Annotated in this window: 17 protein-coding genes; 12 read left to right on the top strand and 5 right to left on the bottom strand. The window is 56.1% G+C overall.

Annotation, left to right across the window (positions count from 1 at the left end; genetic code table 11):
• Window positions 1-8 precede the first annotated feature (8 nt).
• Window positions 9-1,676, top strand: a complete 1,668-nt coding sequence (locus tag ACI7MX_RS20510) for a protein kinase domain-containing protein (RefSeq protein WP_405585399.1) — start codon at window positions 9-11, stop codon at window positions 1,674-1,676.
• Window positions 1,677-1,715: 39 nt separating this feature from the next.
• Complete coding sequence (cobA, locus tag ACI7MX_RS20505) at window positions 1,716-2,498, top strand: uroporphyrinogen-III C-methyltransferase (RefSeq protein ID WP_405585396.1); 783 nt, start codon at window positions 1,716-1,718, stop codon at window positions 2,496-2,498.
• Between the two features lie 163 nt (window positions 2,499-2,661).
• On the opposite strand, the gene ACI7MX_RS20500 is transcribed toward cobA, so the two are convergent.
• From ACI7MX_RS20500 to ACI7MX_RS20490, 3 genes are read right to left on the bottom strand one after another with little or no spacing between them, the layout of a single operon-like run.
• Window positions 2,662-4,104: an MFS transporter gene (locus ACI7MX_RS20500; RefSeq protein WP_405585393.1), complete on the bottom strand. Its 1,443-nt coding sequence runs from the start codon at window positions 4,102-4,104 to the stop codon at window positions 2,662-2,664.
• Between the two features lie 55 nt (window positions 4,105-4,159).
• Window positions 4,160-4,975: a shikimate dehydrogenase gene (gene aroE, locus ACI7MX_RS20495; RefSeq protein WP_405585390.1), complete on the bottom strand. Its 816-nt coding sequence runs from the start codon at window positions 4,973-4,975 to the stop codon at window positions 4,160-4,162.
• Between the two features lie 22 nt (window positions 4,976-4,997).
• Window positions 4,998-5,762: an SDR family oxidoreductase gene (locus tag ACI7MX_RS20490; RefSeq protein WP_405585387.1), complete on the bottom strand. Its 765-nt coding sequence runs from the start codon at window positions 5,760-5,762 to the stop codon at window positions 4,998-5,000.
• Window positions 5,763-5,902: 140 nt separating this feature from the next.
• On the opposite strand from ACI7MX_RS20490, the gene ACI7MX_RS20485 reads away from it, so the two are divergent.
• Window positions 5,903-6,826 carry a LysR family transcriptional regulator gene (locus tag ACI7MX_RS20485; RefSeq protein WP_405585384.1) on the top strand — a complete coding sequence of 308 codons (924 nt, stop codon included), beginning with the start codon at window positions 5,903-5,905 and terminating at the stop codon, window positions 6,824-6,826.
• Window positions 6,827-6,878: 52 nt separating this feature from the next.
• Here ACI7MX_RS20485 and ACI7MX_RS20480 read toward each other — a convergent pair whose 3' ends face one another.
• Together ACI7MX_RS20480 and ACI7MX_RS20475 are read right to left on the bottom strand one after the other, a co-directional pair.
• Window positions 6,879-7,280: a VOC family protein gene (locus ACI7MX_RS20480; RefSeq protein ID WP_314483112.1), complete on the bottom strand. Its 402-nt coding sequence runs from the start codon at window positions 7,278-7,280 to the stop codon at window positions 6,879-6,881.
• A gap of 18 nt (window positions 7,281-7,298) precedes the next feature.
• Window positions 7,299-8,042: an SDR family NAD(P)-dependent oxidoreductase gene (locus ACI7MX_RS20475; protein ID WP_405585380.1), complete on the bottom strand. Its 744-nt coding sequence runs from the start codon at window positions 8,040-8,042 to the stop codon at window positions 7,299-7,301.
• A gap of 136 nt (window positions 8,043-8,178) precedes the next feature.
• On the opposite strand from ACI7MX_RS20475, the gene ACI7MX_RS20470 reads away from it, so the two are divergent.
• From ACI7MX_RS20470 to ACI7MX_RS20430, 9 genes are all read left to right on the top strand, one after another.
• Complete coding sequence (locus ACI7MX_RS20470; protein ID WP_314483110.1) at window positions 8,179-9,072, top strand: AraC family transcriptional regulator; 894 nt, start codon at window positions 8,179-8,181, stop codon at window positions 9,070-9,072.
• 289 nt (window positions 9,073-9,361) lie between these two features.
• On the top strand, window positions 9,362-10,258 hold the full coding sequence (dapF, locus tag ACI7MX_RS20465; protein ID WP_314483109.1) for a diaminopimelate epimerase: 897 nt from the start codon (window positions 9,362-9,364) through the stop codon (window positions 10,256-10,258).
• 28 nt (window positions 10,259-10,286) lie between these two features.
• The gene (locus ACI7MX_RS20460) at window positions 10,287-11,039 is read left to right on the top strand and encodes an amino acid ABC transporter ATP-binding protein (RefSeq protein WP_405586039.1); all 753 of its coding nucleotides are present in this window, start codon (window positions 10,287-10,289) and stop codon (window positions 11,037-11,039) included.
• Between the two features lie 104 nt (window positions 11,040-11,143).
• Complete coding sequence (locus ACI7MX_RS20455) at window positions 11,144-11,941, top strand: transporter substrate-binding domain-containing protein (protein ID WP_314483108.1); 798 nt, start codon at window positions 11,144-11,146, stop codon at window positions 11,939-11,941.
• Window positions 11,942-12,045: 104 nt separating this feature from the next.
• Window positions 12,046-12,747, top strand: coding sequence for an amino acid ABC transporter permease (locus tag ACI7MX_RS20450; RefSeq protein ID WP_405585375.1), 702 nt, complete (start codon window positions 12,046-12,048; stop codon window positions 12,745-12,747).
• A 14-nt stretch (window positions 12,748-12,761) separates the two neighbouring features.
• Entirely contained in the window at window positions 12,762-13,433 is a 672-nt protein-coding gene (locus ACI7MX_RS20445) for an amino acid ABC transporter permease (protein ID WP_314483105.1), read from the top strand.
• Window positions 13,434-13,521: 88 nt separating this feature from the next.
• Window positions 13,522-14,772: a diaminopimelate decarboxylase gene (gene lysA, locus ACI7MX_RS20440; RefSeq protein WP_314483102.1), complete on the top strand. Its 1,251-nt coding sequence runs from the start codon at window positions 13,522-13,524 to the stop codon at window positions 14,770-14,772.
• 170 nt (window positions 14,773-14,942) lie between these two features.
• On the top strand, window positions 14,943-15,905 hold the full coding sequence (locus ACI7MX_RS20435) for a LysR family transcriptional regulator (RefSeq protein ID WP_405585372.1): 963 nt from the start codon (window positions 14,943-14,945) through the stop codon (window positions 15,903-15,905).
• A gap of 377 nt (window positions 15,906-16,282) precedes the next feature.
• Window positions 16,283-16,576, top strand: coding sequence for a hypothetical protein (locus ACI7MX_RS20430; protein ID WP_405585369.1), 294 nt, complete (start codon window positions 16,283-16,285; stop codon window positions 16,574-16,576).
• Window positions 16,577-16,662: the final 86 nt, after the last annotated feature.

The raw sequence follows: 16,662 nt of genomic DNA, 5'->3' as shown, positions 1-16,662 counted from the left end.
CATTCGCTATGGCCTTGAAACTGAGCTACGCCCAAAGCAGCGCCCGCGGGCCGCGCGCGCAGAACCAGGACGCCACGCGCCTGGTCACTCCGGCGCCGACGCTAGCCGCCAGCAAGGGGTTTTTGTTTGCCCTTGCCGATGGCGTCAGCCAGTGCGCCGACGGCGGCCTGGCTGCTCGTTCGAGCTTGCAGGCCTTGGCCCACGACTACTACGCCACCCCGCAAACCTGGGGTGTGGCGCAATCTCTGGACCGTTTGCTGCTGGCGCAAAACCGTTGGCTACATGCCAACGGTGGTGGGCAGCCGTTGCTCACCACCCTCAGCGCTTTAGTGCTGCGTGGACGGCGTTTCACCCTCGCCCACATAGGCGATTGCCGGGTATATCGCTGGTTCGCCGGGCAGCTACAGCGCATCAGCGAAGATCATGTGTGGGACCAGCCGGGCATGCAGCACGTACTCAAGCGCGCCATGGGGCTGGAACAGCATTTAGTCGTGGATTACCTGGATGGCGAATTGCGTCAGGGCGAGAGTTTTCTGCTGGTCAGCGATGGCGTGTGGGCAACCCTCAGTGACGCTTCAATTGCCGGTATTCTGCGTGATGAAAGCCAACTGCAGGCCGCGTGCCAAGCGTTGGTTTATGCCGCTCACCAGGCCGGCAGTCAGGACAATGCCAGCGCCTTATTGGTACGGATAGATGACTTGGGTGAAACTAGCCTGGGCGAGGCCCTTGGCCAAATCGAGCAATGGCCACTGCCACCAACGCTAAAGCCTGGGCAACTCTTTGAAGGCTGGCAGGTGGAGGCGCTGTTAGGGCACAGCCGCCAGTCACTGCTGTATCGAGTACGCGATACCCAGCAGCAACCCTGGCTACTAAAAACGCTGGCAACCCACTGCGAAAATGACAGCACCGCCGGGCAAGCCTTATTGCAGGAAGAATGGTTCCTGCGCCGGGTTGCTGGGCGTAACTTTCCCGAAGTTCACCACGCCAGCCAGCGTCAGCACCTGTACTACTTGATGCGCGAACATCCAGGCATCACTTTGGCTGAGCATTACCAGTTGCACGGTCACTTCAGCCTCAACCTATGGCTGGAAATCGCCCCGCGCTTGTTACGAGCGCTGGGCATGCTGCACCGACGCAACATCCTGCATCGGGATATCAAACCGCAGAACCTGCTGCTCAGCAGTGATGGTGAATTGCGGGTGCTGGACTTCGGTTTGGCCTATTGCCCAGGCCTCTCAAATCATGTTCCGGGGGAGCTGCCTGGTACTCCCAGTTTTATCGCTCCGGAAGCTTATGCAGGTAGCGCACCCAGTGCGGTACAAGATCTGTATAGCGCCGGCGTGACGTTGTATTTCTTGCTGACTGGCCACTATCCCTATGGCGAAATCGAGGCCTTTCAGCGCCCACGGTTTGCCCAGCCAATACCCGCCAATCGCTATCGCCCTGACCTGCCTGAATGGTTGGTGCACAACCTCGATAAAGCCCTGACCAGCAACCCGGTACAGCGCTATGAAACTGCTGAAGAATGGCTACTGGCCTTGCAACAAGGCGAACACCAACCCACCCCTCGGCCAAAACCCCTCTTGGAGCGCGAGCCTCTGAAGGTATGGCGTGGGCTGGCGTTGGGTTCGCTGCTGGTGAATATGCTGATGCTGATTTGGCTACTGCACGCATGACGATAAACAACGTCCAATTGCCCTGATAAGGAATACCCCATGAGCGCAAAAGTCTGGTTGGTTGGTGCCGGTCCCGGTGATCCGGAATTGTTGACCCTTAAAGCTGTGCGCGCCTTACACGACGCCGATGTGGTGATGATCGACGATCTAGTCAATCCAGCCGTGCTTGAGCACTGTCCTAGCGCGCGAATAGTGCACGTGGGCAAACGCGGGGGCTGCCGCTCCACACCGCAGGATTTTATCCACCGGTTGATGCTGCGCTACGCCCGCCAAGGGAAATGCGTGGTACGCCTAAAAGGTGGCGACCCATGCATTTTTGGACGTGGCAGCGAAGAAGCCGAATGGCTCGGCGTCCGCGGTATTGAAGTGGAATTGGTCAACGGCATCACCGCCGGACTGGCGGGCGCTACCAACTGCGGCATTCCACTTACCCTGCGCGGTGTCGCCCGAGGCGTTACCTTGATTACCGCTCATACCCAGGACGATAGCTGCCTCAATTGGTCCGCTCTGGCACGCAGTGGCACAACGCTGGTGGTGTATATGGGTGTGGCCAAGCTTGAGGATATCCGTAGCAGTTTGATGACCGGGGGTTTGGACAGCCGCACGCCAGTGGCGATGATCGAAAATGCTTCGTTGCCACATCAACGGGAGTTACGCAGCACACTGACCTCAATGTACGAAGATGCGTTGGCCTTTGAACTGAAAAGCCCGGCGATTTTGGTGATTGGCGAGGTGGCGGCTGCGGGTCAAAGCTGGAAATGTACCGAGGCAACGGATAGTTCGGAGCCTGAAAACAAGCAGGTTATTCGGCGAGGAAGGTAAACCACTTGTCTGCTGCAATAAGCAGAGCAGCCAACAGCTGATTGCGGGGTACCGGCGACTGCTACCGGCCCCGCCCAAAACAACTTAAACCGCCCTGCCCAGCCAGCCGGGAGCTGATTTTTACAACTATTAAGTGACCTCGACATCGTGATTATCGCGGCCCTCACGCCGTTCGTGTGCCTTGAGTGCTGCTGGACTGGACATGCATTGCTGAGTCGGCATGGGCTATTTCCCAGGCATCGCGCGGATCATCCAGGTCGCGATTGAGGGTTTCCGGGGTTTTGAATGTGGCGTATAGGGTGATCAGTGTAAGCAGTGTCAGGTAACAGGCTATGGGCAGCCAAGCGCCGATACCTGCGCTGGCGTCGCCGTCATGGCTCGCCACCACCAGAGCAATGATGCCGGCCCCGATCATCGGCGCAATCCCACCGGCGATCACTGCCGATGCTTCACGAGCGATCGACACCCCCATGTAGCGGTGACGCGAGCCAAACAACTCCGGCAATAACGCAGCCTGCGTACCGAACATACCCCACGTGCCAATGCCCAAGGCGATGGAGATAGCAATGACACTTGCTACGACATTGCCCAGACTGAGCACCCACCACACCGGGAATGCCAGTGCCAATTGCACCAGAGCAAAGGCCCGGTAGACCACGACTCGGCCATAACGGTCGCTGAGCTTGCCCGCAATCGGTACGGTCATCGCGCCCAGGCTGGCCGCGCAGATAAGGGTCAACACCCCCACCGGCCCTTGCAGCCCTACCACGCCAACGATGTAGCTGACCGCCAGAGCCTGGTAAATCGATGAGCCACCGTTTTCTCCCAGACGCAGCCCAATGCCGATCAACAGCGTGGGTTTGGAATGCGCCATCGTGCTTTTAAGCGGGTTGACGCAGACACGTTTGAGCGCCTTCAGGCGGATAAACGTCGGGGATTCCTTGAGCGACAGACGCATGTACAAACCCAACGCAACGATCACCACGCTGCTGAAGAACGGCACCCGCCACAGCCCGCTTTCGATCACGTTGTCATTGCCGCTGACCACCAGGAAATACACCAACGCTGCGAGGATGGTGCCCAATTGGATGCCAAGGAACGGCAGCGCCGCATAGAAGCCCCGCCGGCCCTCAGGGGCGTATTCGGTCATCATGACCGCCGCTCCGGCCTGTTCGGCACCCGCGCCCAACCCCTGAAGAAGACGCAGGATCACCAACAGCGTAGGAGCCAGGTAGCCGACTTGATGGAAGCTTGGCAGTGCACCGATGAGCGTGCTGGAAATACCCATCAGCAGCACGGTCGATGTCAGCACAAACTTACGCCCGACACGATCACCGATCATGCCGAACAGTACCCCGCCCAGAGGCCGTATCGCAAAGCCCAGAAAATAGGTACCGAAACTGGCGATCAGGCTCATGGCGCGGGTCTGCTCCGGAAAGAACAGAGGCCCGAAAATCAATGCCGAAGCCAGGGTGTAAAGCGCAAAGTCGTAGTACTCCAGTGCACTTCCCAGGGAGCAGGCCCAAGCCGCGCGGTGCAAATCTTTCTTGTGCGCTTGCGCGTCGGGGGGCGTGGCAATGTCGGATGCAGAATGATCGTGAGTCATGGGGTACCTCCAGGTGCCTTTACGGCATCTTGTTATTGACCAGTCGAAGGGTTGCTTACAATTTCAACCGCTGTATTTCCTGGAGCATGGCCTGCTCCATGATGTCGATTGGAGCCTCTTTCCCGGTGTACAACTCGATTTGCCGACACGCCTGGTGCACTAACATGCGGGTGCCGGCAATGGTGCGGCAACCCAACGATTGGGCTTGCAGCAACAGCGCGGTATGCACCGGCATGAAGGCCACATCCATGACCAGCAGATGACCGGCCAGACGGCCGTCCAACGGGTTACTGTCCGGTTGCTTGAAGCCCACGGACGTCGCATTGATGACGATGTCGAAGGCCTCGGCCGTGAACGCCTCGACGCCCCCGCCCCATCGGGCCCCCAGTTCTTCGGCCAGCGCAGCACCGCGTTCGATGCTGCGATTGAACACTGTGACCTCGGCCGTCGCTTGCAAGCACCCGTAGACCACCGCACGAGCCGCGCCACCGGCACCGATCACGGCGATACGCTTGGCGCACAGATCGGTGACTTCTTCCAGGGCTCGTACTGCACCAAGGTAGTCGGTGTTGTAGCCAGTCAGTACGCCGTCAACGTTATTGATGGTATTGACCGCACCGATGATTTGGGCCGATTCATCGATCTTGTCCAAATGAGGCATTACTGCGGTTTTGTAGGGCATGGAAACGTTCATGCCGCGCACGCCCAGCGTACGTATGGCTGCCACGGCGGCGACCGGATCTTCAACGCCAAAACAGACAAAGGTGTAATCCAGGCCCAGCGCTGCGTAAGCCGCGTTGTGGATCTTTGCCGAGAGCGTAAACGGCGAGCCCATGATTGAGCCGCAAAGGGTTGGCAGGGAGTGAGGCATGCGAGAGTCCTTGGCGTGAGAGTTAGACGACGCTGGTCAAGCCACCATCGACGAAAAGGGTCTGACCGTTGACGAAGTTGGACGCTGATGATGCGAGAAAAACGGCCGCGCCGCAGAGCTCTTCTACATTGCCCCAACGCCCGGCGGGAGTACGCTGCAACAGCCATTCGCAGAACGCCGGATCGTTCACCAGCGCCTGATTCAATTCAGTCTGAAAATAACCGGGGGCCAGGGCATTGATCTGAAGCCCATAACCGGCCCAGTCGGCACACATGCCACGTGTGAGCATTCGCACGGCGCCCTTGCTGGCGGCGTAAGGTGCGATGGACCTTCGGGCCAGTTCGCTTTGCACCGAGCCAATGTTGATGATCTTGCCGTGCCGGCGCGCAATCATGTGGCGGGCGACCGCCTTGGACACATTGAACACGCCATCAAGATTGGTGCTCATCAGCCGGTGCCAGTCATCGGCGCTGACATCCTGGAGCGCCTGGCGATGCTGCAAGCCAGCGTTGTTGATCAGAATATCAATCGGCCCCAGGCACTGTTCCAGACCATCGATGGCCGTTGCGACAGCAACGTGGTCGGTCACGTCGAACACCGAGTAATCGACGTCCAGCCCTTCATCGCGCAACAGCGCGCAAGCACCTTGAGCGCGCTCGGCATCGCGGCCATTGAGCACCACGTGGGCACCCGCTTGTGCCAGCCCGCGAGCCAGAGCCAGGCCAATGCCGCGTACCGAACCGGTGATCAGCGCTCGACGCCCGTTCAGACGAAAGCTGTCGATCATGTGTGTCTCCCTACGCTGAGTTGTTGAATGGGCAATGACGCCACTTTCAACTGCTATCGCGCCGGGATGCCAATCGTTTATGGTGATGTTGTGATCACCCTTCGTGATCACCACGTGACCACGCTGCATCGGGAGTAGATGTGGAACTCAAGCATTTGAAAGCTTTTGCGACCCTGGCCGAAGAGTTGCATTTCGGCCGTGCAGCGGTTCGCCTGCACATAGTCCAGCCCGCCCTGAGCGCGCAAATACGAGCTCTGGAGGAAGAGGTAGGCGCACAGTTATTCGAGCGTAACCGGCACCGCGTCGAGTTGACCGAGGAAGGAATGCTGTTTCTGCCCGAGGCCTTGGCGACCCTGCGCCAGGCCCGGCGCGCCCTTGAGGTGTTACAGCAAGCGGCGGCCGGAGAGGTTGGCATATTGCGTCTGGCATTTGTGTCTTCAACGTTGTCGCACTTGTTGCCGCAACTCGTCCGTACGCTGGAGCAACGCTACCCGCATATCGAACTGGAGCTCAAAGACATGCCTTCGCTAGCGCAAGCTCGGGCCTTGCTGGACAACGCCCTGGATTTTGCCTTGGTGCGCCTGCCCTTGAATGTACCTGGCGTACAGACACGCATGCTTTTCGAAGAGTCACTGGTCGTCGCGCTGCCACAAGAAAATCCGCTATGCGCCAAACCTCGTATAAAGCCTCAGGATCTAGCCGGATGTCCGGTACTGGTGCTAGCGCGCAAGTTCGCTCCCGGCTTGTATGACCAAATGCTGGCAGGCTTTCACAGACGAAAAGTGACGCTGACCATTGCCCGGGAAATGGGCGAGTTCACCACACAGTTAGCGTTGGTGGCCGCCGGTCTGGGCATTGGCATATTGCCAAGCGGCGCAGCATCGGCATTGCCCGCGGGTGTCGTGATTCGACCACTGACTCTGCCCATGAGCGGGGCAGGCATCGGCGTGGCTTGGCTCGGCCTGGAAAATCCACGCAAGCGGGCGCTGATGAGGGTGCTAGACGAACTTTATCCCGTGACAGCGCCTGAGCTCACTGAGCAAGCGCCAAGCAACACGCTATAGATTTCAGAAACCACCGGCTGCTGCGCGCCAAGGGTCCCGCGCAAATGAGTACTCATTGGGCGTGCTGCCATGTTTTGTAGACGAATTCGAGGCTGTACCCATCCGGATCCAGCACATTGGCAGCGTAATAGTCAGGGTGGTAGTGCAAGCGCGCGCCAGGCGAGCCGTTGTCGATCGCCCCCAGATCCATGGCAGCGGCGTAGGCGGCATCCACTTCAGCCTTGCTGTGCGCGATAAAACCAACATGTACCGCACGCCCTTCGACAACACCCTCACGTAACCAGAAAAACATCCGGCCCTTGGCACCGAAGCCTTTTAGGTCAGGATGACCCGGCGGGCCGTCTTTGCCGTCGTAGTCCAGGCGCGCGGTGATGCCCAACGGGGTCAGGGCAGCTTCGTAAAAACGGATGGACCGTGCAATATCGCTCACGGACAAAAAGATATGATCCAGCATGGCAAAATCCTCAGGTCTTCAGATGGTGTAGCCGCCGGACACTTCGAGGGTCTGGGCATTGATCCAGGCGCCCTCCTCTGACAGTAACATGGCGATGACACGCGCGACGTCTTCCGGCTCGCCGACCCGCCCGAGTGCTGTTTGCGCCGCCAGTTTCGCCTCAAACTCATCGTTCAGACCGCCACCCAACTCGGTACGGATGGCGCCGGGTGATACGGCGTTGGCCCGTATGCGCTGCTCGCCGAACTCTTTGGCCATGTAACGGGTGAGCACCTCGAGCCCGCCCTTGAACGCCGCATAAGGCGCCACACCCGCGGTGGCGACGCGGGTGGTGGCACTGGTCAGATTAACGATACTCGCGTTTTCCGCTAACAGCGGCAGCAGGGTCTGGGTCAGGAAAAACGGGCCTTTGAGGTGCACGTTGAATAGGCCATCGAACTGCGCTTCGGTGACCGTTGCCAAGGGATTGAACAGACCGTAGCCGGCGTTGTTGACCAGGCCACTCAATGTGGTGGCATTCCAGGTTTCCCTTAAGGCCAGTACCACTGACTGCCGAAAGGCCTCGAAGCTGCCAACATCAGACACGTCGAGCTTGAGAGCAACAGCCTTGCCACCGACTCGTTCAATGCGTTCCACGACCCCCGCGGCAGCCCGTGAATTAGCGTTGTAGGTCAGTATGACCCCCAGACCACGCTGAGCAATGTGCACGGCGGCACTGGCACCGATTCCACGGCTGCCACCGGTAATGACGATTACGCTCATCTGATGTTCCTCTGTGGTTCATAGGTGCCCCACAGTACTCAACACGATCGCCAGGGTCGGCCCCATTTCTACTCGAAACCTGCCTGTTTCTGCTTATCGCTTGCATGGCGCTGAGTTCTGGCGTCAGCATGCCTGCATGGACAATCAACTGAATGAACTCAGGTCGCTAGCGGCCAAGGCTGAAAATCGCCGTACCGAAACGGGTATCCCTCGCGTGGCCATGGTTCAGGGCAAAATCCCCGAGCACATGCTGGCGGCGGTCTATGACCCGATGATCAATGTGATCCTGCAAGGCAGTAAGAGCATGACCGTGGGCGATCGGACGCTTCGGTATGACCCTGCGACCTATTTCGTCATGTCCATTGATTTGCCAGCGGTGGGATCTGTGCATCCGAGCGAATCGGGAGAACCTTACTTGGCAGTCAGTTTGACTCTTGACCCCACAGTACTGTCGACGCTATTTGCGGACCTGCCTAAACCTTTCGGCCGCGTTGAGAACAGGCTTGGGTTTAGCGTGGCGTCAGTCACAACCGACCTGATGGATGCATGGGTGCGAATGCTGCGATTGATGGGCGACCCGGACGCCATCGCAGCCCTGGCCCCGGTTTACGAGCGAGAAATTATCTTCCGTGTACTCCAGGGGCCCCATGGCTGGATGCTGCGCGAGATCGCAGCCCCGGACAGTGCGATGGCGCGAGTCAACCTGGCGATCCAGTGGATCCGTCGTGACTTCGCGCAGCCCATTGGGGTGGAGCGCTTGGCAGAACGAGCATCAATGAGCGTCTCGGCGTTTCACCGCCACTTCAAGGCAGTCACCAACCTGAGCCCTTTGCAGTATCAGAAACGGATTCGCCTACTCCAGGCCAGAACGCTGATGGTGGCCAATGCCAAGAACGTCATGGTTGCTGCCTTCGAGGTCGGCTATGAAAGCGCGACGCAATTCAGCAGGGATTATGCACGGGTGTTTGGTCTTCCTCCTGCACAAGACGCCGGGAGGATTCTGGCGCAGACAAGCGCCATTGGTCGCTAGTCAGCTGGATAGATAGGCGAGAAGAGATCCATGAGCTCGAATGCGGGCATCAGATACGCTTCGCAAAAAAGAATTAAGCGCCATAACAGTGCGTAGCCGCGATGATCGTCAAATGCTTTCGCTCGCGGCGTTGACCTGTCGAGCTTGTTCGTGGTCAGTAATGGTGCGAAGAACGCGACGAATCAGGACATATCAGGAATGAATAGCCTCTGACAAAATAAGTATTTATCGGATGTTGTAGTGGCTGATAGTTTCATCTACATCAACTTTCCGTGAATAAGATTCCTACATGATGACTGCAAATCTGCCCGTGGCGATCTGGTCTGACATGTTCAAGCTCGGACGTCCATTTCTAAAAATGCACGGACTGAAGAACCATTTCATTATTGTCGATGGCCGTGAACGCCCCTTTGCCCCACCGCCTGACGTCATTGCCGAAATCTGCAGCGTTGAAGCCGGTGTTGGAGCGGATCAGTTGCTCGTTATCGAGTCTGCGACCTTAAGCGGTGCGACCTTGGGTGCGTACGCTCGCATGCGAATCTATAACGTCGATGGCAGCGAAGTCCAAACGTGCGGCAATGCCACGCGATGTGTCGCTGATCTTCTTTTAAAGGAAAGTGAAACAGACCAGGTTTTGATCGAAACAGGCGGTGGCAACCTGCGATGCTGGCGCAACAAAGTGTCCGGTCAGATAAGTGTTGAGATGGGAACAGTCAATCTGCAATGGCATTCCATCCCACTGGCACACGCCACTGACACCCTGAATGTCAGAATGAATCACGGGCCGCTCCAACAGGCCGTTGCTCTGAATATCGGCAACCCGCATCTGGTGTTCTTTGTTGATGATTTACAAAGTATCGATATCCCGCGCCATGCCGCTCAGGCCCAACAGGATCCACTCCTGCCAGAGTCCGCCAATATAGGCGTTGCTCAGATCATTGGTGAATCAGCCATGCGCCTGACCGTTTGGGAGCGACCGGGCATTCTTACCCAGGCCTGTGGTAGCGGAGCATGTTGCGCCGTGGCCGCGGCCAGAGCGAAGGGGCTGATTCAGTCCAGTATTGTGACGGTGTATATGCCGGGAGGAGCCCTGACAATCGAACAAGACGATAAGGGACAACTCATTCTGACGGGGCCTACTGTCGTTGCGTTTGCTGGACATTTGCTGGAAACACACGAGGCTTAAAATGGCTGATGAACCTATGTCGTCATGCATTATAAAAATAGAGTCGGTATCGAAAGTCTTCAGCGGCATTAATGGTCGCCAAGAAGTGTTTGCACTTAGAAACGTGGACAATCACATCAACCGGGGTGAAGTGGTCGTCATCATCGGCCCAAGTGGTTCAGGGAAAAGTACCTTGCTGCGTTCACTTAACGGGTTAAACACCATTAGCTCGGGGCAGATCTGGATAGATGGCGTCAGCTTGACCGATCGCAAAACAGACATTAATAAATTGCGCGCAGAAGTCGGCATGGTGTTCCAGAACTTCAACCTGTTCGCCCATAAAACAGCGCTTCAAAATATTGTCATCCCGCAAACAATCGTCCTGAAACGATCGAAAGAAGAAGCCGAGGATATAGCGCGCACGTTACTGAAAAAAGTAGGACTGCCGGATCGTGCCAATAACTATCCGCACCAGCTTTCCGGGGGCCAGCAGCAGCGCATTGCAATTGCGCGTTCGTTGGCGATGAACCCGAAAGTCATGTTGTTTGACGAAGCCACATCAGCACTGGATCCAGAAACGGTGGGAGAGGTACTTCAATTGATGAAGGAACTCGCCGCCGAAGGGATGACCATGGTCGTGGTGACTCACGAAATGGGCTTTGCTCGCGACGTGGCCGACCGGGTGATTTTCATGGAAGCCGGACAGATTGTAGATGAGGCGCCCGCTGACAAGTTTTTCGCTGCCCCCAGCGACCGGGTTGCAAGTTTCTTGGGCCGCGTGTCAGCAGCACCGTGCATTTAAACCGCCGCAACGAAAACAAGACGCCAAAGAAGGCGCACTGAAATGAACAAAAGCTGAACCCAATAAACTGCCGATTAATCACAATTAAAGAAAGGCATAGTGCGATGTATTTATTGAAAAGCTTGCTGGCAAATGTTCTTGTCGCTTCTGCATTAGCGACCGTGCCGATGTTGGCACAGGCCGACGCCATGGATGACATTAACAAAAATGGAACACTTACGATCGCCGTGCAAACCCAAGGCCCTCCCGTTAGCTTTATTGATAAAAACGGTGAGCGCGCGGGTCTGGCGGTTGATATTGCCCGAATGTTCGCCGATGACATGGGCGTCAAACTGGTCATCCAGGACTACGACTGGAAAGGCCTCATTCCAGCATTGACGTCAGGTAAGGCTGATCTTATCGCCGCCGACATGACACCGTCCGCCAAGCGCAATATGCAGGTGCTTTTCACCAATCCCGTCTTCTACCTGGAGACGGTGGCATTCGCCAACAAAGACAAGCATTTCAAATCGTGGCAAGCCCTCAACAATCCTGCAATTACCGTGGGCGCTACCCAAGCTTCCAGCTATGCGGATGCGACTAAAAAAATCCTCCCTCAGGCGCAGTTGAAGGAATTCGGCGGAGGCAACGCCCAGACCGTTCAAGCGGTTGTTTCCGGCCGTGCAGATGCCGGCATCTCGGACCGCGCGCAAATCGCGACCTTCATTAACGCCACGCCTGAACTGGAAGTACTCGACGGAACCATGACCAAAGAGCCATTGAGCTTCGCCACCCGCCCAGACTCTGTGCACTTGCTGTTGGCACTCAATAACTATATTCGCCTGATCGAAATCGACGGACGATTAAAAGAGCGTACCGACTACTGGTGGAACTCTACGGCGTGGGAAGCTGACCACAAGTAAAGGTTAGAGCGCGGTGATCCTGGCCGACCTTTAACCGGGCGGCCAGCTGCTGGCTATTACCGCGCACAAAAAGAGTTGGGCTTGCTGGATGAGGTTACGTCGCAATGAGTTTTGCACTGGATAGTTTCAACTTTGGCGTCGTCTACAAATACCGGGATGTATTTTTAAACGGCGTACTGACAACCATTGAAATAGCATCAGTCTGTTTATTGCTTTCGGTGTTTTTTGGCACATTTGTAGCACTCATGCGCATGTCCAAAAACGGTTTACTGTGGCGTCCGGCGGCGGCGTATATCCAGTTTATTCGTGCCACACCGCTGTTGTTGCAGATCTACTTGGTTTACTACGGTCTTCCAGCGCTGTTTGCGTTCGGCAAACACATTAATGAACTACAGACTGGCCTTATCGCACTGACGATCCACACGACCCCTTACATGGCTGAAATTATCCGTGCCGGTATCGAATCGATTCCCCGCGGCCAATTCGAGGGCGCGATGTCCGTCGGCATGAGTCCATTTCAACGGATGCTCCACGTTGTGCTGCCGCAGGCACTGGCTAACGTTACGCCCCCCCTGATAGGACAGACAGCCATCCTGATCAAGGATACGTCGCTGCTGAGCATCATCGCGGTAACCGAGTTAATGAGCGCTGGCCTGTACATGTTTTCAGACTCGGTAGTGGCGACCGAGAGTTACCTGACCACCGCCGCATGCTACCTGTTTATCTATGTACTGCTGCTACTGCTCTCTCACCTGGTACGCCGCAAATGCGGGGCCAACTGGCAAACTCGGCAGGGGATCAAATAATCATGGAATGGATCATGACCAAAGCAACAGTGCTACAGGCGCTGTTGCCCTTCATGCTCAAAGGGCTGTGGATGACCGTGCAGATATCCCTTATCGCCATTGCACTCGGCGTATTGCTGGGGATCGTGTTAGGGGTCATCCGCTCACAGAGCAAGTTCTTCTTCAAAAATATCATCGGTCTGTACCTGCACCTGTTCAGGGGTACTCCATACCTGGTGCAGGTCTACATCATCTATTTTGTACTGCCTGCTACGGGCCTTGAGATATTCAAGTTCAATGCCTACACCGCCGCTATCGTATCGTTGACGCTGTACACGTCGAGTTATGCGACTGAAATTGTGGCCTCCGCGATTCTGACTGTACCCAATGGCCAGGTTGAAGCGGCGCGATCAGTCGGGATGAGCAAATTTCAGGCGCTGTTTCACGTCGTATTACCGCAGGCCATCCCGCTGACCCTGCCGCCGTTGGGAAGCGTGTATGTAAATATCATCAAAAGCACCGCGATTTTATCCATCATCGGCATCACTGAACTCACGCGCCAGGGCGAAGTTTTAATTGTCCGCATGCCGCAACACCTGATGTTCATCTACTGCGTGATTGCCCTGCTCTATTTCGCCTACTGCTACCCGCTTCTCTACCTGTCGAAGTTGGCAGAAAAGCGCTTTGGCGCCCTCGAACACCGATAAATCAATCACCCGATACACGCCAATATAACTTTTAGTCCGGATCGGGAAGCAGGATCTGAGACACACCCTTTTTCCTTGAGTTGGGCCTATGAAAAACGTACCCGTAAAGCGCCTTCAGTCCCTGGCCGAAAAATTCGGCACGCCCTTGTGGGTTTACGATGCACAGACCATTCGTGACCGCATCAATGATCTACGCCAGTTCGATACCATTCGTTTTGCACAAAAGGCCTGCTCCAACATCAATATCCTCACGCTCATGCGCGAGCAAGGCGTACAGGTAGATGCGGTGTCTCGCGGAGAAATCCTTAGAGCACTGGCCGCGGGGTATTCGTGTCAGGGTAACGAAGAAGCCATCGTGTTCACTGCAGACCTTATCGATGACGCGACGTTAGCCACCGTGGTGGAGCATGCCATTCCAGTTAACGCCGGTTCGATCGATATGCTCGAGCAACTGGGCGCCATCGCACCCGGGCACAAAGTCTGGCTGAGGATCAACCCGGGCTTCGGCCATGGCCACAGCAAGAAGACCAACACAGGCGGCGAACACAGCAAGCATGGCATCTGGCATACCGATCTGGGTGCGGCGCTGTCGGTTGTCCGCAAGCACAACCTGCAATTAATCGGGTTGCACATGCACATAGGGTCCGGGGTGGACTATGAGCACTTGGCCAGGGTCAGCGACGCCATGCTCGATCTCGTGCAGCAAGTCAAAGACGCAAAAATGACCCTCTGCGCCTTGTCAGCAGGCGGCGGGTTGTCGGTCCCGTATACCGCGGATGAACCGTCACTCGATACCCGCCAGTACTTCAGCCTGTGGGACGCTGCGCGCCAGAATGCCGAGCAGATTCTGGGAAATAAGCTGCGTCTGGAGATCGAGCCCGGACGTTATCTGGTGGCTCAGTCGGGTTGCCTGTTGAGTGAAGTACGGGCCACCAAGCCGGTCGGCAGTAATCACTTCGTACTTCTCGACGCAGGCTTCAACGAGCTTATGCGCCCGTCCATGTACGGCAGTTATCACGGTATCGAGTTGCTGGATGCAACTGCATCCAGGCGCCCCCTGCAATCCAGCGTGGTTGCAGGGCCGTTGTGTGAAGCAGGTGACGTATTCACGCAAGCAGAGGATGGAACGGTACTCTCCCGACTGCTTCCCCAATGCAAAGTGGGCGATCTCATCGCCATTCGAGACACAGGTGCTTATGGTGCCTCGATGTCTTCGAACTACAACACGCGCCCATTGATCGCAGAGGTGCTGATTGAAGGGGCCGATGATGTACTGATCCGCCGTCGCCAGCGCGTGGAGGAGCTCTTGGCACTGGAGCAGAGTAGTTATCCGCTATGAAAAGAAGTGACCACTGGACCACAACAGCAATAGCCGAGTTCGCCCCCAGAAAAAGTGATGCCTGCCCAGCGATTTGCAGATATCAAACCTTTGGCGAGATGTCGTGACCGGTTGGAATGTATCCTGCCTCTGAAGGTTACGACTGTATACCGCTGTTTTAGAGCGCTTTTATGATCAACTTGCGACATATCGAAGTTTTCCGCGCCATTATGACGGCGGGGAGTGTCACCAACGCCGCTCAACTGCTGCACACCAGCCAACCCACCGTCAGCCGTGAGTTGGCGCGATTGGAGTATCTCGTAGGATTCGAACTGTTTGAGCGCGGGCGGGGCCGCCTGCATGCAACGGCGCGGGCAGTGGTTTTGTTTCAGGAGGTAGAACTTGCGTTCATTGGCTTGGACCGCATCGTCTCGTTCGCAGAGAGCCTGAGCCGCTTTTCTCAGGGCGCATTTTCTGTGGCCTGTATTCCCGCCTTTTCTCATGCGCTGCTCCCTCAAGTGTGTAAGAACCTGATAGCCAACCACCCCGGTGTCAGTGTCGAGATAGCGCCTTTGGAGTCGCCATGGCTTGAGGAACAACTGACCCTTCAACGCCACGATGTTGGCCTCACAGAGCATGATGAAGCCCCGCCCGGCACTGAGTTGCAACTGCTGATGAGCGTGGACGAAGTGTGCATCTTGCCCGATGGCCACCCTTTGCTTGAGAAACATGTCCTGTCGCTGAACGATGTCAGTGATCAGACGTTCGTCAGTTTCAGCAAGGGGGATCGTTACAGGAGAGTGCTTGATGTGATGTTCAAGGAAGCGGGAATCGATCGATTTATCCAAGTCGAAACCCACAGCGCCGTTTCAGTGTGTTCGATGGTACAAGCGGGACTGGGTATTGCGATCCTGAACCCCCTGACCGCGATCATGTTTCAGGGGCAAGGTGTCAATATACGTCCGCTTGCCTTTTCATTGCCTTTCCAGATTAGTCTGGTTAAACCGCTTTACCGCTCTCCAACTCCCTTCCAGCAACACTTCACTGAATCCTTGCAATTAGAGATATCCCTGCTCGCCGAACAATTAGCCAGTCTGGGAGTCAGTGTGACCCTTGAACGTCTGGATAACGTGCAAACAACAGCCTCCTTATAAACCCCGCCCCGTATTCAACATCGCCCCCTGACTTTAATTAGATATCGCGAAAACAGGGGGCACCCATTGAGTGCAGCCAAGTACTCAGCAGTGGTTGTTTATAGCTTACCGCACTGCCCCGCCGGGCGTTGCCAAGGTCCGTCATGGTGCGCGGCATGCGCACTCATAGTGATATATCGAGAGTGAATGACTGCCTTACAAATAAGCATTTTCCGTCTTTCCTAGTGGCTGATAGTTTCATCCACAGCCACTCACTTACGAAATAACTATTTTATATTTATTGATCCAGCACGCTGTATTAATGCACGCACGTTTAAATTTATAACGCCTAACAACCCCAGCCAATCTATTCCTCTTATCAGTTAAGGACCCCTACTATGAACCCTCTCTTAAAGAGTTGCTCATTGTTGCTACTGCTGTGTTCAAACTTGGCGTTGGCACAAATCCCCGTAACAAGTAGCCAACTGATCGTGGTAACTACCCCCGACTGGGATGCCACTCAAGGCAATGCACAACGCTATGAGCGCAAGGGCCAGGACTTTCAGAAAGTCGGTGACGCGTTCCCCATTGTGGTGGGTAAAACCGGGCTGGCCTGGGGCCGCGGCATTATGCCGATCGACCTCGGCGAACTGATCTTGCCCAGCACGAGTGGACACCCCGTTAAGCGATAAACTGCAACGAGGTGAACCATGGCAAGAACCGCTACCCCGATGAAACAGAACCGTACCCGTCACTCCCAAGCCTTCAAGAATGAAGC

This window comes from Pseudomonas sp. 2024-210 (assembly GCF_045062345.1).
In the GTDB taxonomy this organism is placed as follows: Bacteria; Pseudomonadota; Gammaproteobacteria; order Pseudomonadales; family Pseudomonadaceae; genus Aquipseudomonas.
The sequence above is the reverse complement of the archived record's forward strand: the minus strand, read 5'-3'. Positions and strand labels throughout refer to the sequence as shown.